At 29.5% G+C, this 19,011-nt stretch carries 15 protein-coding genes and 1 pseudogene; 7 read left to right on the forward strand and 9 right to left on the reverse strand.

Annotated elements, in window-relative coordinates; all coding sequences use genetic code 11:
* The first annotated feature begins 478 nt into the window (after nucleotides 1–478).
* A complete protein-coding gene (gene hemF, locus LPC16_RS01205) occupies nucleotides 479–1,507 on the forward strand; it encodes an oxygen-dependent coproporphyrinogen oxidase (RefSeq protein ID WP_229637441.1) in 1,029 nt (342 codons plus the stop codon).
* Nucleotides 1,508–1,714: 207 nt separating this feature from the next.
* Here hemF and LPC16_RS01210 read toward each other — a convergent pair whose 3' ends face one another.
* Nucleotides 1,715–3,808: a M3 family metallopeptidase gene (locus LPC16_RS01210; protein ID WP_229637442.1), complete on the reverse strand. Its 2,094-nt coding sequence runs from the start codon at nucleotides 3,806–3,808 to the stop codon at nucleotides 1,715–1,717.
* A 380-nt stretch (nucleotides 3,809–4,188) separates the two neighbouring features.
* On the opposite strand from LPC16_RS01210, the gene petN reads away from it, so the two are divergent.
* On the forward strand, nucleotides 4,189–4,278 hold the full coding sequence (gene petN, locus LPC16_RS01215) for a cytochrome b6-f complex subunit PetN (RefSeq protein ID WP_229637443.1): 90 nt from the start codon (nucleotides 4,189–4,191) through the stop codon (nucleotides 4,276–4,278).
* A 306-nt stretch (nucleotides 4,279–4,584) separates the two neighbouring features.
* Here petN and LPC16_RS01220 read toward each other — a convergent pair whose 3' ends face one another.
* Nucleotides 4,585–4,920: an MgPME-cyclase complex family protein gene (locus LPC16_RS01220; RefSeq protein WP_040054492.1), complete on the reverse strand. Its 336-nt coding sequence runs from the start codon at nucleotides 4,918–4,920 to the stop codon at nucleotides 4,585–4,587.
* Between the two features lie 79 nt (nucleotides 4,921–4,999).
* A complete protein-coding gene (locus LPC16_RS01225; protein WP_229637444.1) occupies nucleotides 5,000–5,749 on the reverse strand; it encodes a pyridoxine 5'-phosphate synthase in 750 nt (249 codons plus the stop codon).
* Between the two features lie 259 nt (nucleotides 5,750–6,008).
* Between LPC16_RS01225 and LPC16_RS01230 the strand changes: the two are divergent.
* Nucleotides 6,009–7,384 (forward strand): annotated as a pseudogene (locus LPC16_RS01230) (DUF2079 domain-containing protein).
* 60 nt (nucleotides 7,385–7,444) lie between these two features.
* On the opposite strand, the gene LPC16_RS01235 reads toward LPC16_RS01230, so the two are convergent.
* On the reverse strand, nucleotides 7,445–7,630 hold the full coding sequence (locus LPC16_RS01235) for a hypothetical protein (RefSeq protein ID WP_229637445.1): 186 nt from the start codon (nucleotides 7,628–7,630) through the stop codon (nucleotides 7,445–7,447).
* A gap of 1,743 nt (nucleotides 7,631–9,373) precedes the next feature.
* On the opposite strand from LPC16_RS01235, the gene LPC16_RS01240 reads away from it, so the two are divergent.
* Both LPC16_RS01240 and LPC16_RS01245 read left to right on the forward strand, forming a co-directional pair.
* Nucleotides 9,374–11,185, forward strand: coding sequence for a proline--tRNA ligase (locus LPC16_RS01240; protein WP_229637446.1), 1,812 nt, complete (start codon nucleotides 9,374–9,376; stop codon nucleotides 11,183–11,185).
* 146 nt (nucleotides 11,186–11,331) lie between these two features.
* The gene (locus LPC16_RS01245; RefSeq protein WP_229637447.1) at nucleotides 11,332–12,201 is read left to right on the forward strand and encodes a shikimate dehydrogenase; all 870 of its coding nucleotides are present in this window, start codon (nucleotides 11,332–11,334) and stop codon (nucleotides 12,199–12,201) included.
* A gap of 117 nt (nucleotides 12,202–12,318) precedes the next feature.
* On the opposite strand, the gene LPC16_RS01250 is transcribed toward LPC16_RS01245, so the two are convergent.
* From LPC16_RS01250 to LPC16_RS01265, 4 genes are all read right to left on the reverse strand, one after another.
* Nucleotides 12,319–13,512 (reverse strand): TRC40/GET3/ArsA family transport-energizing ATPase, encoded by a 1,194-nt coding sequence (locus LPC16_RS01250; RefSeq protein WP_229637448.1) that lies wholly within the window; start codon nucleotides 13,510–13,512, stop codon nucleotides 12,319–12,321.
* Between the two features lie 232 nt (nucleotides 13,513–13,744).
* Complete coding sequence (gene cobM, locus LPC16_RS01255) at nucleotides 13,745–14,530, reverse strand: precorrin-4 C(11)-methyltransferase (RefSeq protein WP_229637449.1); 786 nt, start codon at nucleotides 14,528–14,530, stop codon at nucleotides 13,745–13,747.
* A 260-nt stretch (nucleotides 14,531–14,790) separates the two neighbouring features.
* Nucleotides 14,791–15,330 (reverse strand): ComEA family DNA-binding protein, encoded by a 540-nt coding sequence (locus tag LPC16_RS01260; protein WP_040054485.1) that lies wholly within the window; start codon nucleotides 15,328–15,330, stop codon nucleotides 14,791–14,793.
* A 92-nt stretch (nucleotides 15,331–15,422) separates the two neighbouring features.
* Nucleotides 15,423–15,872 carry an SHOCT domain-containing protein gene (locus LPC16_RS01265; RefSeq protein ID WP_040054484.1) on the reverse strand — a complete coding sequence of 150 codons (450 nt, stop codon included), beginning with the start codon at nucleotides 15,870–15,872 and terminating at the stop codon, nucleotides 15,423–15,425.
* 252 nt (nucleotides 15,873–16,124) lie between these two features.
* Here LPC16_RS01265 and LPC16_RS01270 point away from each other — a divergent pair, with 252 nt between their 5' ends.
* Together LPC16_RS01270 and lhgO are read left to right on the forward strand one after the other, a co-directional pair.
* Nucleotides 16,125–16,442, forward strand: coding sequence for a DUF1825 family protein (locus LPC16_RS01270; RefSeq protein WP_040054483.1), 318 nt, complete (start codon nucleotides 16,125–16,127; stop codon nucleotides 16,440–16,442).
* Between the two features lie 119 nt (nucleotides 16,443–16,561).
* The gene (gene lhgO / locus LPC16_RS01275; RefSeq protein ID WP_229637450.1) at nucleotides 16,562–17,752 is read left to right on the forward strand and encodes an L-2-hydroxyglutarate oxidase; all 1,191 of its coding nucleotides are present in this window, start codon (nucleotides 16,562–16,564) and stop codon (nucleotides 17,750–17,752) included.
* Nucleotides 17,753–17,986: 234 nt separating this feature from the next.
* Here the strand turns inward: lhgO and LPC16_RS01280 are convergent, their stop codons facing one another.
* Complete coding sequence (locus LPC16_RS01280) at nucleotides 17,987–18,607, reverse strand: flavin prenyltransferase UbiX (protein ID WP_229637451.1); 621 nt, start codon at nucleotides 18,605–18,607, stop codon at nucleotides 17,987–17,989.
* Nucleotides 18,608–19,011: the final 404 nt, after the last annotated feature.

Genomic DNA, 19,011 nt, shown 5'->3' on the forward strand with positions numbered 1-19,011 from the left:
TCTGTTATTTTTGGATATAAAAGTAATTTCTCGCATGTTACAGTATAAAAAATGTTAACAGAGCTAATGTACATTATTAGCCACAGTTTTTATATTTAAATATTTTGTATTTCTTATCTCATTAAATTTATGTAAAAGCTCTATAGTCTGATAGGCTCGTCAAAACCTTTACTAGATAATTTTTTTTAAAGAATAAATATTAGGTTATTTTCTCTTATTAACTATTAAGTATAAAAAGTGTAATTAGTGGTTGATAAAAATTAGCTAAGCCACAGTATAGTATTTTTAATACTAAAAGTTCTAAATATTAAAAGTGCAAATGTATCACTGAATTTCAAAGCTTATTGGAAAAACTTTTACAAAACTTAATGGTATTTTAACCTAGTTGAGCTTAGATTATATTTAATAATTGCTTCGTAGATATTCTTTTCTTTACCAGCTAAACTTTTTATAAAACAATCTAATAAAATTAAAATTTATGACGTCTCAAACAAAAATAAATTCTTCTTCCTATAAAATCTCTATGCCTCCTAAAGACGCCAAGACTAGAGTCAGTAAGCTTATGAAAAATTTGCAGGATGAAATTTGTTGCTCATTAGAAAAAGCAGATCGTGGAGGTCAATTTCAAGAAGATAGTTGGCAGAGAGAAGAAGGTGGTGGTGGACGCTCTCGAGTACTGAAAAACGGTAATTTACTAGAACAAGGAGGAGTAAATTTTTCTGAAGTTTGGGGCGAAGAGTTACCATTGTCGATAATAAAGCAACGACCTGAAGCTCAAGGGCATAAATTTTATGCTACGGGAACCTCTATGGTGCTACATCCTCACAATCCCTATATTCCAACGGTTCATCTTAATTATCGCTATTTTGAGGCAGGTCCTGTTTGGTGGTTTGGAGGAGGTATCGATCTAACTCCTTATTATCCGTTTGCTGAGGATGCAGCTTTTTTTCACAAGACTTTAAAACAAACTTGTGATCAACATCATGAAGGATATTACCCAACCTTTAAATCTTGGTGTGATGAATATTTTTATCTCAAACATCGTCAAGAAACACGTGGTATTGGAGGGATTTTCTTTGATTACCAAGATGGTAGTTATCCTCTATATCGTGGCTCTAACAATAACAAAACAGATACTAAATATGATGATCAAATTTCTGAATTAAAACCACGTACGTGGGAAGACTTATTTACTTTTGTTAGCGATTGCGGGAAAACTTTTCTGCCAGCTTATCTGCCTATTGTCGAAAAACGCCGTAACTTACAATATGGAGAAAAAGAACGTCAATTTCAACTATATAGAAGAGGACGTTATGTAGAATTTAATCTAGTATATGACCGTGGTACGATTTTTGGTTTACAAACTAATGGACGTACTGAATCCATATTGATGTCTTTACCGCCACTAGTTCGCTGGGAATATTCCTATGAACCAAAAGTCAATACTCCTGAATTTGAGTTATATAAAACATTTTTAAAACCTCAGGATTGGGTTAATTGGTTGTAGTAAACCTACGATTATTATGATTTTTTTAGTGCACTTTTATTAGAAGTTCTCAGATAACAAATTAATTAAAAACGAAGAAGATATGAATAGCGTTTAACTATGAATATCTTCTTCAAAAGAATAGTGACTATTCTAAAATTAAGTAATCTGATAAACAAATTGGATTAATTAAGACTTTTCTTACAGCAATTTTCAACTTTATTAGAATTAAGCAGATTTTAATAATCCACTATATCTTAGTAAAGGTTCTGTTTCAGGTTCTCTTCCTCGAAAAGATTTAAAAATTTCCATAGGATTTTTACTTCCACCTAAAGCTAAGATATTATCTCTAAAACTTTTACCTACTTCTAAAAGCTCATCATCGTTGTCTAAACCAACTTCTTCAAAGGCCGAAAAAGAATCTGCACTTAATATCTCTGACCACTTATAACTATAGTACCCAGCCGCATAACCACCAGCAAAAATGTGATTAAATGCACATAAAAAAGCATCTTCAGGTAAAGTTCTAATCACTGTTGTCTTTTCTGCAATCCTGTCTCTAACTTGAACCAAAGTTTCACCACTATCTGGTTGATATTTATGATGTAATTCTAAATCTAAGAGACTAAAGTGAAGTTGCCTTAGCATAGATAATCCAGCCATAAAATGACGCGAAGATACTAATTTATCATAATAGTGTTTAGGTATTGTTTCTCCTGTTTTGTAGTGTTTAGCCATACTGAAAAAAGTATTTTTTTCATAGCACCAATATTCCATAAATTGACTAGGTAATTCGACAGCATCCCACTCTATGTTGTTAATACCTGATGCCCCAGGATAATTGACTGTTGTTAGCATATGTTGTAGACCATGACCAAACTCATGAAATAAAGTAGTTACTTCATCAAAGGTCATTAAACTAGGTTCTTCATCATAGGGAGGAGTTTGATTACAAATTAAGTATGCAACTGGTAAACGAGTTATAGTTTTTCCATCTTGATATGTTTCTGATCTTCCAACACAGTCACTCATCCAAGCACCTCCACGTTTTTCTGCAGGACGACTATAGGGGTCTAGATAGAAGTATGCAATTATATTTTCTGTTTCATCTTTTACTTGAAAAAATTGCACATCTTTATGCCATGTTGATACTTGTTTATCTGCGACAGTGATTTTTACTCTGAAAATACGTTCTGCCAAGTCAAACAATCCTTCTAGTACTTGTTCTAAAGAAAAGTAAACTCTTAATTCCTCATTAGTGAAATCAAATAAGAATTTACGCTGTTTTTCTGTCCAGTAACTTATATCCCAAGGCTCTAGATCAGAATTGTAATTGCTAGACGCAAATGACTTTAAACTTTTCAATTCTTCTTGTGCTGTTTCATAACTTACAACTCTTAGCTCTTCCAAGACTTTTTCTACGTTTTCAACACTAGAAGCCATTTTTTTGCTTAAACTTACTTCAGCATATGATTGATAACCAAGAATTTTTGCTTGTTCTTTTCTTAATTTTAAAATACGTTCTATTAAGGGTTTATTGTTTAACTTACCAATTGATGCCCGAGATATAAAAGCTTTATATATTTTTTCTCTTAGGTTTTTTTGACTACTGTATCTCATAAAAGGTCCGTAAATAGGATAATCTAAAGTCATAATCCATGGACCTGCCTCAGGAGTAGCATTACTATCCCCCTCTAAAATAGCGTTATTCGCAGCTAGTTTTAAGAGGCTAAATGGTAAACCATCAACTTCCATCTTTTCTGTTAATTTTAATTTAAAGTCTTTAGTTGAATCTAAGACATTATTAGAAAATTGTGTAGACAGTTCAGCAAGTTGCAAGTTAATTTCATTAAATCTATGACGCTTCTCTGGTATTAGATTAACTCCAGATAATTCAGCTTCTCTAATAGAGCTTTCAATAATACGTTTTTGGCAACCATCCAAGGTATTCCATAAGACTAAATCTTTTTGCAGATTTTTAAATGCTTGGTAAATAAGTTTACTTTGTCTTAGCCTATTTAAAAAGTTTATGATATCAGGTTGAATAGTTTGGTATATCTCTCGAAGCTTTGAACTATTTTGAACTCCCATCAAATGATTGACAATACCCCATGTCCATTGAATTTTTTCTTCAATGATAGTTAAAGGCTCTACAAGGCCCTCCCAGGTTGAATCGACGTTTTCTTCTAAATAAGTTAGTTTATTACTTGATTGCTTCAAAAGTTCAGTCATTGAAGGAATAATATCATCTAATATAATTTTCTCGAAGGCGGGCAAACCTTCTCCAACTAGCAAATAATTATCAGCATATTGATTGTTCATAAAATAAAAAATAGTTATGTTTTTTGTATATATAGTGATCAATTTATAGCTTAGGATAATTTTGCTTATTAGCAAAACTTAATATAGATTGCAGTGTATATACAAAATTTAGAATTAATAAGTGTAAGCTATATACTTATTAACCATATAAATTCAATTACTTTAGATAAAGACTCTGATAATTTTGACCTATTAAAATTAAAAAAGAAGCGATGTCATATTAAGAGAAAGTGGTCAGGTAAAAAAATTAGTATTTTTTAGGGTACTAAATGAATCTTTAGAAATATAAAAGCTGTCAATTTGACTTATATGATTTTAATTAAGAAAATGTATCATATATTGTAATATATAAATATGATTTATTTTGGAAGTAAATACTCATGGATATTTTAGCTCTTGGTTGGGTTAGTGTATTAGCCTTATTTAGTTGGTCTCTTGCTATGGTTGTTTGGGGACGTAATGGCTTTTAGGGTTTTCTAAGCTATGCAATATCTCAATTTTCTCTTTTATACTGCTTTTGCTCTACTAATTTTGGTAAGCATTGGTATTATTTACTTAACTGTTATGGATCGACATAGCAGTTATTTTCAAAAGCAAAACGAAAAAAATAAATTATAAAGTTTAAGGAAAAATTATTTTCCCTTAAACTTTGTAGTATAGTCTAACCAACATAAACTATGTAAATAAATCAGATCGTATAATTTATTCATATTTTGTTCAATTCTAAAAATCAATAAGGTGAACTTTATTTCGCCTTATTGATTTTTAATTCTATACTAGGCTTTAGATGTAGAATTTAAAGAAGCTAGTGGATCTGGAATTGTAGGAGAAGGAGCTTGAAACTCTCCTTGGGCTACATATTCTAGTCGTAATTTTAACCAAGTTATAAAACCATGATCCGTTGAAATAATAGCAACACTTGGTTGAGGACACTGTGCTTTGATATTAGCAAATTCTGGAGCTTCAATAAAAGCAGGTTCTTTGACAAGCCAAAAATCAATTGCTTTATCTTTAGCTTGATAATCTCTAACTCTTTCTCTTAACACTTCGTCTAAAGGCTCTTCTTCTAGAAGAAATTTTTGACTAGCTAAAACGTAATAATAGGTATTCATTGCTTATTCATTAATCCTGATTTCCCAATTATTATTATTCAACTTAAGAATACTTTATTGGTGAAGATTAATTAATAATTTATAATTCTCCTTTTATCGCTAGTTTCATTTCTTTAACAGCTCTTTCCATTCCTACTAAGACAGCACGACTTATAATCGTATGACCAATATTTAATTCCTTAATACCAGGAAGGCAGGCAATAGGATAGACATTGTTATAATTCAATCCATGGCCAGCATTAATTTTTATACCTAAGTCGAGAGCTTTATGACACGCTAATTTCAACAACTTTAGTTCATCTTGACATTGTTTACTATGCATGGAATTTACGTATTTGCCTGTATGTAGCTCAATATATTTTGCTTTAGTACTTGCAGATGCCTGAATTTGATCTTCATCACTATCAATAAAAAGACTAGCAGAAGCTCCATTATCTTGTATCTTACTAACTATTCTCTTTAAATGTTCCAAATTTTTTTTAACATCTAAGCCACCTTCTGTAGTTATTTCTTTACGCTTTTCTGGAACTAGGGTAATACAATCAGGCTTAATATCGAGAGCAATTTTAATCATTTCTTCTGTAGCAGCAATTTCTAAATTCAAACGTGTTTGAATAGTTTCTTTTATTAGATATACATCTCGATCCTGAATATGTCGTCTATCTTCTCTTAGGTGAAGAGTAATGCCGTTTGCTCCTCCTAATTCTGCCAAAGCTGCTGCCACAATTAGGCTTGGTTCACTTGAGTGTCTTGCTTGACGAATAGTAGCAACGTGGTCAATATTTACTCCGAGAGTTGGTAATTTGAAATTTTCTTCTTTATCAAACATTTTATAATTAAGTAGAGAATTTGAACTTGAATAATTAATATCATTTTTATAATATTAACCATTGTTTATAAAAAAGGATAAGATATTAAATTTCAAACGTAACTAAAATACTTTAACATGTAATTTATATAGTTTTATTTAGTTAGTTAAGAAACAAAGATAAACTATTACATAAAAATAACTTATTTTTTATCTATAAAATATTAGTTTAACAGATAAGAATTTTTAATTAAGATATACTTTGCCTCAATATACCATTATGAATTTTTTATGTTTTCGGTATAATTTCATTTCTATAACTATATTTTGTAGTACATTTATCTTTTTTACTTTCAGTAGTCTTAGACATATACTTTTTCAATCAACAGCTTGGGATTTAGCAATTTTTGATCAGGCAATTTATTTAATAAGTCAAGGTAAAATACCGAACTCATCTTTTTTAAATATTCATATCTTGGGAGATCATGCTTCCTTAATACTTTATCCATTATCGTTATTTTATGTATTTTATCCTTCGATCTATTGGTTATTTTTTATACAAGCGCTGTCTCTAAGCTTCGGAGTACTACCTATCTACTGTCTATGTCAAAATCAAGGCTTAAATAAAGACTATTCATTTACGATAAGCTTAACATATTTATTTTATCCGTTAATTTTTAATATTAATTTATTTGATTTTCATCCTGATGTAATATTTGTTCCAGCAATTTTATTTGCTCTTCTAGCCATCTTTGAAGATAGATTATTTTTATTTATTTTATCCATATTAATTGCTTTGAGTTGTAAAAGCATATTCTCTTTGACAATTATATTTATGGGTTTGTGGTTATTCTTGCTAAAAAAAAAAAATTTAGTCTATTTGCTTTAGGAAGTGGTTTTATTTGGTTTATTTTTAGTACTAAATTTATTATTCCTGTTTTTGGTAATGGGAATGCCAATATTGAAAGACATATAGAAAGGTTCAATCACCTTGGAAACACATTTTCTGAAATAATTTATAACTTGATTTTTAGTCCTACTTTAATTTTAGAAGGAATATTTAATTTACCTAATTTAGAGTATTTATTATTGTTACTATTGCCTGTCTTCTGGGGTATATCTTTCGTTTCACTTTCTCCTTTAATACCTTGTATCCCTAGCTTTGCGATGAATCTGTTGTCTCAAAATCTTTTACAAAAGGATCTTTTGCACCATTATTCTTTACCAATTTTACCTTTTATAATAATTATTATTATAAAAACTATAGCTCAGAAACAAAAGTGGATTCATAAGAAATATATTTTTCTATGGTCACTCATTTCTTTTATTATGTTGGCTAAATTAGGTAATTTTACTTCTCGATATTTAATATCTTTAGATACTTGGACAGCAAGTAAAGAAGCTATCAGTAGGATAGCTGAAGAGAGTAGTGTATTAACATATACTTATGTTGCGCCCCATATTAGTCATCGCTCCACTGTAAAGTTAATTGAGCAGGAAGCAGATATAAATTTAGAACAATTTGACCATATTTTATTAAATGACTTTTTGTCACAAAACGAACAAGTTAAAGAACAAGTTAAAAAAAATAATCATTTTTCATTAATTTTTCAAAAAAATCATATTTATCTTTTCAAAAAATTAATCAATCAATAATTAGATGAATATTTGTATTTAATACAAATATTCATCTAATTATTGATTGATTAATTTTTTTTAGAAAATGTTAGTTTTACTGTCTATTTGATCGTAAGAGTTTTCTTCAATAAAAATTGGCTTGTTAGGAGTAACTGACATCTTATAAAAAATAATATATGCTAAAAGGCAAATACTACCTGAAAAAAGGAAAACTCCGATTAATAAACTTGAAACAACCTGAAAAAATTTAGATAGACGACTCATATTTATCTTGCAATAAAATTATATAAACTAAAATAGCGATTAATTACATATTAATTATCTGAGTTATATATGGAATTTGGTTAAAAATAATTCTGTCAGGTTAAATCGTAATAATATTTTCTACTTTGTGTATAAGATATTATTTCTTGTAGCAGTCACTATATAGATAATTTCAAATATACTTTGGTCTTAAATATAAAATTTTATAATTTAAGTTCTTTTTTATAAATTTAATAGCTTAACATTTAACAATAAGTTAGATACAAAAAAGCAAAATCTTAATTTTAATTTTGCTTTTTTTGTAGTGTTAAATTTTTCTTCATCAAGCACTTCTTTTCAGTTAATATTATTAATTTCTATATTATTTTCTTATTATAAGTAGTAGTTTTTAGAACAACAGGTATCGAAAGAACATCTTCTAGTGTTAGGATTTCTTGCTTTTAATTTTTCGCTAACATTGAATAGAGACTTTGTCTTCCAAAACCTCCACAAAAATAGTATCTATACATTTCTCATTATTTAATAAATAGGTAATCTTTCTTTGAATTAGTTAAGCAAACTTGTCTTTAATTTCTGATGATCTTTAATATATAATTAATAGGATCATAAAGTACTTCATTATTTCTCTAAAAATAGTTTGATGAACAATTTTCAGATAAAAAATAATGAGTCTCTTCGTCTGTAATTATTAATTGTTCCTACAATCAAAAAAAATTAATTTGTAGAAAATTTTCTGCTTTCTTTATGTAATCATATTAAGTTGCTAACATATAAGAAAGCATATATAACTGAAGGCTAAATTTAATAATAACGTGTTGCTTAATATCTAAAGATTCTAATATTTAATTAATATAGTTTTGTAGACATATATTAATTAAATATTAGAATCTTTAGAATATATCGAATTTCTTTGCAAATTCATAGTTGATCTTTTTTAGCTTTACTTATTCTGACAAAATAGTTTACTTGTCTCATCTGTCACACTTAATAGTTATGTTATCCAAAAATCTTCACATTCATCCTCCAAAATATTTGCTTTTTCTAAACTTACTTCAGAAATCTTTAATTCTTATCGAGTAAGTAGGATATCTTTAATATTAATCTGTTTATAACTTAAATATAATTCTCGATAATCTAATGTAAAGATCTCTACTTGTCCTAGAAATATATAATAGAAAAAATCTGAAAAGATTTTTTCTATTGCTTTTTAACTATATTCTGAATGTATATCAGGCATGAAACTAACGGCTATTTTCTTTTAATCATTTTTGAAATTAATGGTTTTGTTAAAAAAGGTTTTCCAGTTCCTGGTTTCTTCGAAATGTCATTATTTCTCTTAGCAAATTTATTTGAACTAATATAAATAAGGATATCTAGATATTTAAAAGATTTCCAATCTTGAAATTATGGTAACTACTGTCATCTTTTCGGTCAAAAACTATTCCAAAATATTTTCAGAAATTTCTAGACCAGAATGAAGTCAGCTAGTACTGTTTCTTATCTTTTTTTATGGGACTAGATATCAGCATAGACATTGGTGAGGTTAATAATTTAAATTTTTAGCAATTTCTAATCTTCGAAATAATGGAAACAATATATTACTGTATAAAACACTATGAAATCATAAATTTTGTACAACATCTAAATAATTCAATAATTTTTATGATTGATTTTATTTAAACAAGTTCTTCTCTCCAGAAGATGAGATAATTATATGTCCCGTAGTTGTGAGGAAAACTTTAAATGCGACTATCCCAAGTGTTGTTTGTGACTTTACGCGAAGACCCTGCTGAAGCAGAAATAATGAGTCATAAATTATTGTTAAGAGCTTGTTATATTCGTCGTATTAGTAGTGGTATTTATTCTTATTTGCCCTTAATGTGGCGAGTATTACAAAAAACTTCTCAAATAGTACGAGAAGAAATGAATTTCGTTGGAGCTCAAGAATGTTTATTACCTCAACTACAGATATCAGATTTATGGAAGGAATCAGGTAGATGGGAAACCTATACTAAAGCTGAGGGAATTATGTTTTCCCTAGTAGATAGGCAAAAAAAAGAATTAGCTTTAGGGCCAACTCATGAAGAAATCATCACATCAATAGTTAGAGATATGATTACATCATATAAACAAATGCCTCTAAATTTATATCAAATTCAAACGAAATTTAGAGATGAGATCCGTCCTCGTTTTGGTTTGATGCGAAGTAGAGAGTTTATGATGAAAGATGCCTATTCTTTTGATGAAAATATAGAAAATCTTCAAAAGAATTATAGTGCAGTAAGCCAAGCTTACTGTAAAATTTTTGAGCGCTGTGGACTGTCTTTTCATGTTGTAGAAGCAGACTCTGGAGCGATAGGCGGTCTAGCTTCTCAAGAATTTATGGTTTTAACAGATGTCGGAGAAGATGAAATTTTATATACAAAAGATGGTAGTTATGCGGCTAATGCAGAAAAAGCAACTTCTATACCTAACCCAGAAGATATATCACCTTTTGATAGTTATGAAGAGAGAGAAACTTTAAACTGTAATACACTAAAAAAGCTATCTGAGTTACTTAATTGTTCTCTCACTAATATTGTTAAAAATTTATTGTATAAAGCAACTTATGATAACCAAAAAAGTATATTAATTTTAGTAAGTATCCGAGGAGATCAAGATGTTAACGAAGTAAAACTTAGTAATGAATTAAATTATTTAGCTTTTAAATACGAAGCATCAACATTATTAACTCTAAAAATTTCTGATCAAGAATCTTTACTTAAGGATAGACTGCCATTAGGTTATATTGGTCCAGATCTAAAAGACTCTTATATTAATTCCAAAGAGAATATTGAGTCTTCTTTTTTAAGAATTGCAGATAAAACTGTTATTAATCTCAAAAACTTTGTTACCGGATCTAATAAATTAGATCATCATATTGTGGGAGGAAATTGGGGACAATCACATAGATTACCGGAGTTAATTCTTGATATTAGAAAAGCGAAGGAAGGTGATAAGGTTTCTAACGACAATTACGAAAAGTTAATGAGCAAAAAAGGAATTGAAGTAGGACATGTCTTTCAATTAGGGACAAAATATTCGGAGAAAATGAAAGCGACCTTTACTGATAAAAACGGTGAAGAAAAACCTATTACAATGGGATGTTATGGTATTGGTATTTCCCGTTTAGTTCAATCTGCCGTGGAACAAAATTATGATAAAAATGGAATTATTTGGCCACTTGCAATAGCTCCTTATCATGCTATTATTGTAGTTCCAAATATGAATGAAAAAAAACAAATAGAAATTGCAGAAAAGATTTATCATGATTTAAACAATATTGGGATAGAGACTATCTTAGATGATCGTACTGAACGAATAGGTGTTAAGTTTAAAGATGCTGAGCTTATTGGAATTCCTTATCAAATAGTGACGGGAAGAACATTAAAATTTGGCAAAGTAGAAGTAGTAGAAAGAAAAACAAAAAATTCACAAGAGGTAATTATTGAAGAATTACCTAGACTATTTCATGAGCTTTTAAAGAATATTAAGTTATCATCACAATTCATATAAAAGAATTATCAAAGAAGCTACAGTTTAAACATTAGTTTAAACTGTAGCTTCTTTTTTACATATACAATGATTGTAGTAAATAATCATATATTTTATCTTGAAATGACTTTTATTATTTCAAGTTTTAACCATTTTTTGTAATTTTTATGTATCAAATTACTGGGAAAACAAAGCTTTTAGGAATTATAGGAGATCCTGTTGAACATTCTCTTTCTCCGATTATGCATAACACAGTTATTTCTGAATTAGAAATGGACTATATTTATGTTCCTTTTACTGTTACCCAAAAACATTTAAATAGTGCGTTAATAGGACTTGCTAATATTGGAGTAGTGGGCTTCAATGTAACGATCCCTCATAAAGAAACTATTTTACCTTTACTTTTTAAAGCGACTAAAGTTTCTCAACTAATAGGTGCAGTGAATACTGTTTGGTATACAGATGAAGGGTGGTATGGTACTAATACAGATGTCGTTGGTATTTTAGCATCACTAAAGCCATTAAATTATAATTGGTCAAATACTAAACCTATCATTTTAGGATACGGTGGAGCTGCCAAAGCAGCTATGGTTGCTTTGGCAGAACTAGGATGTACTGAAATTATCATAGTGGGACGAAACTATGATCGATTAAAAAATTTTAGAGAAAGGTGGTCAGCTAGTGAGCTTTTTGACTGTATTAATATTTATCGTTTTAGCGAATTACCAAAAATATTAGATAAGACTCAATTACTTATTAATGCTACTCCCATTGGGATGTATCCTAATATCAATCATTCTCCTATCGCGAAAGAAATTCTAAAACAATTACCTAATACAGCAATTATATATGATTTAATTTATACTCCAAGTTCAACTATCTTGCTTCAAGATGCTGCTAATTTAGGATTAGCAACTATTAATGGTTCAAAAATGTTAGTTCATCAAGGTGCTGCTGCACTAGGGTTATGGTTACAAAAAGAGGTTCCAACTGATTTAATGTATCGTTCACTAATGAACTACTTACAAAAAAATTAATATTTTTCTTAAGTTAAATTGTTAATTGAAAACTATAATGTATTCAGAGTAATAATTTAAGATAAACGTTAATATATCATTGTATTATTACTCTAAAATATTGTTTCACAGTTAACTTCAACTATAATTGCTAGTCATATTAACAAAAGAAATTTTTAAATAATCGTTTTCCATTTTAGCTCCTGAGGGATTAAGAGAAGCTAAAGATTTTGGTAGAACGAGGTTACGTCTATGATTACCGATTCTAATATTTAGTTCATCCCCAGTTTTATTAAGTTGAATCTGTTCTTTCGGAATTCCTGGTAAATATAATTCTAAACTACAGATATCCTTTTCTTTGATTATACGAATGGTATCTTCTTGGTAATAAACTTGAGTTGGATCTTCATCTTTATAAAGTATTTCTTTTAATCTTTCTAATGATTCCATTCCGCATAATTCCTGTGAAAATAAGGGAACTTCTTTAACAGGTAAAGGATGAAAGTTATTGTGAATTTCTTGTTTGTAGATACTCTGGCTATTTTTCCATTTTTCAAAGAAAGAATCATTAACTGTATCAGGAATAATTCTATTAGCAATTACTAGATCAGTAGAAACATTATACAAACTTAAATAAGCATGTGCTCTCAACGATTCTTTGATTACCATTTTTTCAGGATTAGTAACTAATCTAACGGAAGTTTGTTTATTATTTGTTAAAACTTTTTCTAAAGCTTCGATTTGTTCATAAAATTCATAAGGTGCATCCATAACTTCTTTATCAGGTAGTGAAAATCCAGCAATTGGTTTAAAAAGTGGTTCTACTAAAGGCCGTAAAGCAACAGACATTCCTTGTAAAGGCTTATAAAATCTTCTCATATACCATCCCCCAACTTCAGGAATGCTTAATAATCTTAATGCAGTTCCTGTAGGTGCAGAGTCAATAATTAAAACATCATATTCGCCTTCATCATGATGGCGTTTCATTCTTACTAATCCAAAAATTTCATCCATTCCTGGTAGTATAGCTAATTCTTCTGCTTGTACTCCATCCAGACCCCTAGCTTGTAAAACTTGAGTAATATATCTTTTTACGGCTCCCCAATTTCCCTCTAGTTCCATGAGAGCATCTAATTCGGCTCCCCATAGTTTAGGACGAATTGCAACAGGTTTATGTCCTAGCTCCAAATCAAAACTATCAGCTAAGGAATGAGCAGGATCTGTACTTAATACTAAAGTTTTGTACCCTAATTCAGCACATTTCATACCAGTTGCAGCAGCAACAGAGGTTTTACCAACTCCTCCTTTACCAGTCATCAAAATTACACGCATAGTTCTTTAAAAAATTAACTTGTTTCTTATATTATGAAGTATTTCAAAACATAATTTATGCAGTATCGATGAATATTGATATTAATATAGTTTTTTCAATCAAAAAATATACATATTATTCTTTATAAATATGTATAGCACGTTAGGGTAAATATATTATATCGTTTAAATAAAAGAACTAAGAACTATGTCTTATTAGTTAATCTCTCGATTTTTATAAGGATGAAAATTCTCAAATATTCTTATTTCTTTCGGGCCTAAATAAATGATTATGATCAGGATGATACAACTTAGAACGATTATCAATGTTAGTTTTTAGAGCGGGACTAATAATATAGAGAGTAGTGCGAATAAGTTTTTCTTTTTGAGTAACTTCTGCCATGTTTTCTAAAGGAACAATTCGAATTACTTCATCTGGCCAGCCAACTCGAAAACATATAGCAACTAAAGTATTAGAGGGATAGTGTTTGAGGAGTGCAGCTTGTGATTTTTCTGCATGACGTGCTGCTAAATAAAGACATAGACTTGATTTATGAGCCGCTAATTTTTCTAGTTTTTCAGGACTGGGCACTTTCGACGCAGCACCGTCTACACGTGTTAATATGATTGTCTGCACTAGCTCAGGAATTGTCAATTCTGCGCTAATTTTAGCTGCTGCTGCTTGAAAAGCACTAATACCGGGAACTAGTTCAAATTTAATATTTTCTTTAATCAGAAGAGTAATTTGTTCATAGATTGCACTATAAAGTGTTAAATCTCCTGAATGAAGACGTACAACAGTATAACCATGTTCAACTCTATTTTTTATTAACTCTATTATACTCTCAAGAGTTTTATTTCCAGTAGTAATTAGCTGTGCATCTTTGCGAACATCTTGTAAAATTTGTTTTGGAATTAAAGAATCTGCATATAAAATAACATCAGCTTGAGTAATTATTTTATATGCCTTTAAAGTCAACAGTTCTGGATCACCTGGACCAGCACCAATAAAGTAAACTAATGGTTTTAAAGGAGTCATTGTATCTAATTTTTCAAATAAGTTTGACAATATTAAACAACAGGAGGATTATGGTTTTACTATTCGACAACTTACAAAATTTATAATAAGTAGTTAATATGTTATTAGATTAACATATTGAATAACATATAAGATTTTTTTTGAAGTATCTGCAATGTATTTCATAATGTTGTCTAAGTGAAAAAATGAAGCTTGATGTTTTTAATTTTATGTCAAGAAATTATTATTCAATAACTATCAAACTGAAATATTTATTAGAACTAGAAATATAGATAATGCATAATTTCCGATGCAAGTTTTCCATTTAACTTTAATCTTTTTTGGAGATCAGCTAAGTCTTTAAAATCACCTCTTGTCAATCTATTTTTTACAATTTCTTCTGCCATTAGGTTACTAATAGGATTAATTCCTTTGAGCTCTTCTAAAGTTGCTAAGTTTATATTGATCCTTTGTGGTGTTAAAGCACTTTCAGGATCATAATAAGAAAAAGCTAAAATCTTTGCTAAAGGTTGAAGACGTTGAAGAGGAATTTTTAGTGCGGCTGACATGTCTTCCACAGACAAAATTTCTACTCCTGAATTGATTAATTCCACTAAACTACGAGCTTGGTGAATTGATATTCCAGGTAACCTCAATAAATCGTCAACATTAGCCTTATCAATTTCAATTTTAACTCCTAACTCTTCTGCAATGGATATTTCTTCAAAAGAAGTAAAACGATGATATGGATCATTTTTAATACGTTCCCGAAGACTTCTCTTTTGAGAGTTTAATTTGTTCGCTAAAAAAGAAAATATCATAATAAAAAATAATTTGTATTTCAAATATAGATAAGATCTACATCTAAGTTTATATGAAATATTCTAAATTAAATGCTTCACAATTAGGAAGTTTAATTAATCCTATCTAATAACTGACGACGTTTTTGTTCAAATTCATAATCAGTAATTAATCCTTCTGCTCTTAGCTTATCTAACTCTCTCAAACCTCCAGATACCATGTCAATTTGTAACGGCTCAACTTTTCTAACCTGCTGTGTATGAGTAGCCATGCTAGGAAGTTTAGATTTCGCCTTGGCAGGTTCTAAAATAGGTAAATTATTAAATTGATTGTTAAATTGTTCTTCACCCTGAGCGAAGTACCATAACGCATCAATTGCGCACGCAATACTAGGAATAGGAGTATTCCATAACAAAAAGTACATAACTCCCCAAACAGGTTGTCCCAGGTAAAATTTATGTACTCCAGCAATAGGCCAAGGGACCACAGTGGATAATAAAGCTAGTGTAATACCAACTTTACGGTTTTTGGGTTGAGTAAGTAGTTTTTCCAATCGTTGCATTGAGGCCTCGATTTTTAGATTTTTTATATTTACGATACCATACTATATCACTTTATTGACAGAATGTAGCGTTTAAAAAAATTGAGTTCTTAAGATTATTTATTAAATTTATTTATGATACGGTAAACCGTAGTTTTCTATAACTTTCAACTCTTTTACAATAACAACATAAACTACAATAGCAATATAAACCAGTTAATATTTAACTATTAATCCAATTGGTTTACATTTAAATCATAAGGAAAATTAAGTATGGGATTTTATGACTCGGAAATTGTTCAGAGAGAAGCTAAGCAGTTATTTGAAGATTATCAATCATTGACACAGTTAGGAAGCGAATACGGAAGATTTGATCGTAAAGGAAAAAAGATCTTTATTGAGCAAATGGAAGCACTTATGGAACGCTACAAAATTTTTATGAAACGTTTTGAATTATCTGAAGATTTTATGGCTCAAATAACTGTTCAACAGTTAAAAAATCAATTGGGACAATTTGGGATCACCCCACAACAGATGTTTGATCAGATGAATATAACCTTAGAAAAAATGAAATCTGAGATAGAAAACTAGTATCTAATTTCTTTAAACTAGTTAATAATTTTCGAAGAAATTTCTTAATCTGTAAATAATAGACTTTAAAGTTTCAAAGTAATGCTATCATTTTTCATTTAGGTTTCATTTTAAAAATTATGTATGATTTTGTAATTATTGGCGGAGGCATAGTTGGACTTTCTGTCGGGATGAGTTTAGGAAAACGTTTTCCTAGTAAATCTATTTTGATTATAGAAAAAGAAGATAAGATTGCTGCTCATCAAACAGGTCATAACAGTGGAGTGATACATTCTGGAATTTATTATAAACCAAACAGTTTTAAAGCAGAGTTTACCCGTAAAGGAAACCAATCGATTGTGGAATTTTGTCAAACATATGATCTTCCCTATAAAGTATGTGGCAAATTTATTGTTGCTACCAGAAAAAGCGAATTGTCAGCGTTACAGAATTTATATCAGCAAGGATTAAAAAATGGCCTGGAAGTAGAAAAAGTTTCGGCTGAAGAAATTAAAGAAAAAGAACCTTACATAAATTGCCTAGAAGGAATTAAAGTTGAAAAGGCAGGTATTACTGACTATACAAAAATTTGTCGAAAGTATATAGATTTAATTCAAAAACAAGGAGGTGAATTGAAACTTAATACAAAAGTCATAAACATCAGAAATATACAAAACAATAAAATTTTAGAAACAACACAAGGGGAAATAAAAGCAAAGTTTATGATCAACTGTGCAGGCTTGTATAGTGATTTTATTACTAAATTAGATGGATTTAGACCCCCAGCACAAATTATTCCTTTCCGTGGTGAATATTATCAACTTAAACCTAATAAAAACTACTTAGTAAACAGCCTTATCTATCCAGTTCCTAATCCTGAGTTTCCTTTTCTAGGTGTGCATTTTACTCGTATGATCGATGGTAGTGTTCATGCTGGACCTAATGCAGTCTTAAGTTTAAAAAGAGAAGGATATAAGAAAACTGATTTCGATGCTAAAGAATTTTTTGAAATAGTTACTTATAAAGGATTTTGGAAATTAGTACAAAAACACACTAACGAAGGTGTTAAGGAAATTATTCGTTCTTTTAGTAAAACTGCTTTTGTGAAGAGTCTACAACAATTAATTCCAGAAATTACTATAAATGATGTTGTTAGTTGTGAAGCTGGAGTAAGAGCACAAGCATTGAAAAATAATGGTAGCCTCGTAGATGATTTTTTAATTATTCAAAACAAAAATTCATTACATGTTTGCAATGCTCCTTCCCCCGCTGCAACAGCCTCTTTAGAAATTGGTAAATATATAGTTAATCAAATTTCTCAACAAGGGTGAATTCTCAAAATTTTATCACTATATTATTTTGTAATATTCAAATGAAAGACTCAATCATAATATATTTCCTATTCTAGATTTCTTGAATAGATTTGAAAGATAGCTTTATATTAGTACATGACAAGTTAAGAGATGAAAATAAGCTGTAGTTAATTTCTAATTTTCAATTAAAAAACTTAAGCAAGCTAATTAACAAAATATATAGTGTAATTGTTTTTTTTTAAACTATTTGTCTTATTTAATATCAGAATGTCCCTCCCAACGATTTATCAAAGGACAATCAATATTTAATTGATCCAGTACACGAACTATGACAAAGTCTACTAAATCTTCTATAGTTTGAGGTTTGTGGTACCAAGCCGGAATTGCAGGAACTATTTTTACTCCTACCTCTGCTAAAGTTACTAAATTGCGTAAATGTATTAGACTCAAAGGAGTTTCACGAGGAACTACTACTAAAGGACGACCCTCTTTTAGTTGAACATCAGCTACTCTCTCCAATAAATCTAAACTTAATCCCGATGATAGCTTTGCGATAGTATTCATACTACAAGGTATGATTATCATACCTAAGGTACGGAAAGAACCGCTTGCTATACTCGCGCCAATATCTGTCCAACGATGACATTTTAATTGTCCTGCTTTTGGTACCCCTACTTGGCTACGCCAAAACTGTACTTGTAAGTCAGGCTCTAGAGGCATTTTGATTTTTTCTTCTGCTTGCCATACTAGATAAGTAGCTTTAGAAGCTACGATATCAACTGTATAATTTGCTTCTAAAAGAAATTTCAAAATACGAACACTATAAATTAAACCAGAAGCTCCGCTAATACCTAAAATTAATGGTTTTTTCATTAAGTTGACCTTTTTAAGTTGAAACCTCAACTATTAATATTTTTCTTAATTCCTCTGCTTTTAGTAAAACTTTTGTTTCATTTTCTTTCATGCTGTACTTTCTGTCCTTTAAGTGACCTGAAGTGCCATCTAGTTATTTTTAGTAGTAATGAAATTATATCGTATTGATTCAAATATATTATTATAAGAATCCTGATAAGTATTAGGAATTATTAGTTAAAAAATCTAGATAAAATTACTTAAAAGGAAAATATATTAGGCAATGGGGACGATAATAAAATAAATGTTGCTTAACTAAATAATTCTATTTATATTACTTATATATCAGGTATGTTAGATACTTGATATATATTTTTATAGTCATTATTATTATTTTTAATGAAAATAATAATTAAATCTCACTT

The sequence above is a fragment of the cyanobacterium endosymbiont of Braarudosphaera bigelowii genome, assembly GCF_020885515.1.
Lineage (GTDB): Bacteria > Cyanobacteriota > Cyanobacteriia > Cyanobacteriales > Microcystaceae > Atelocyanobacterium > Atelocyanobacterium thalassa_A.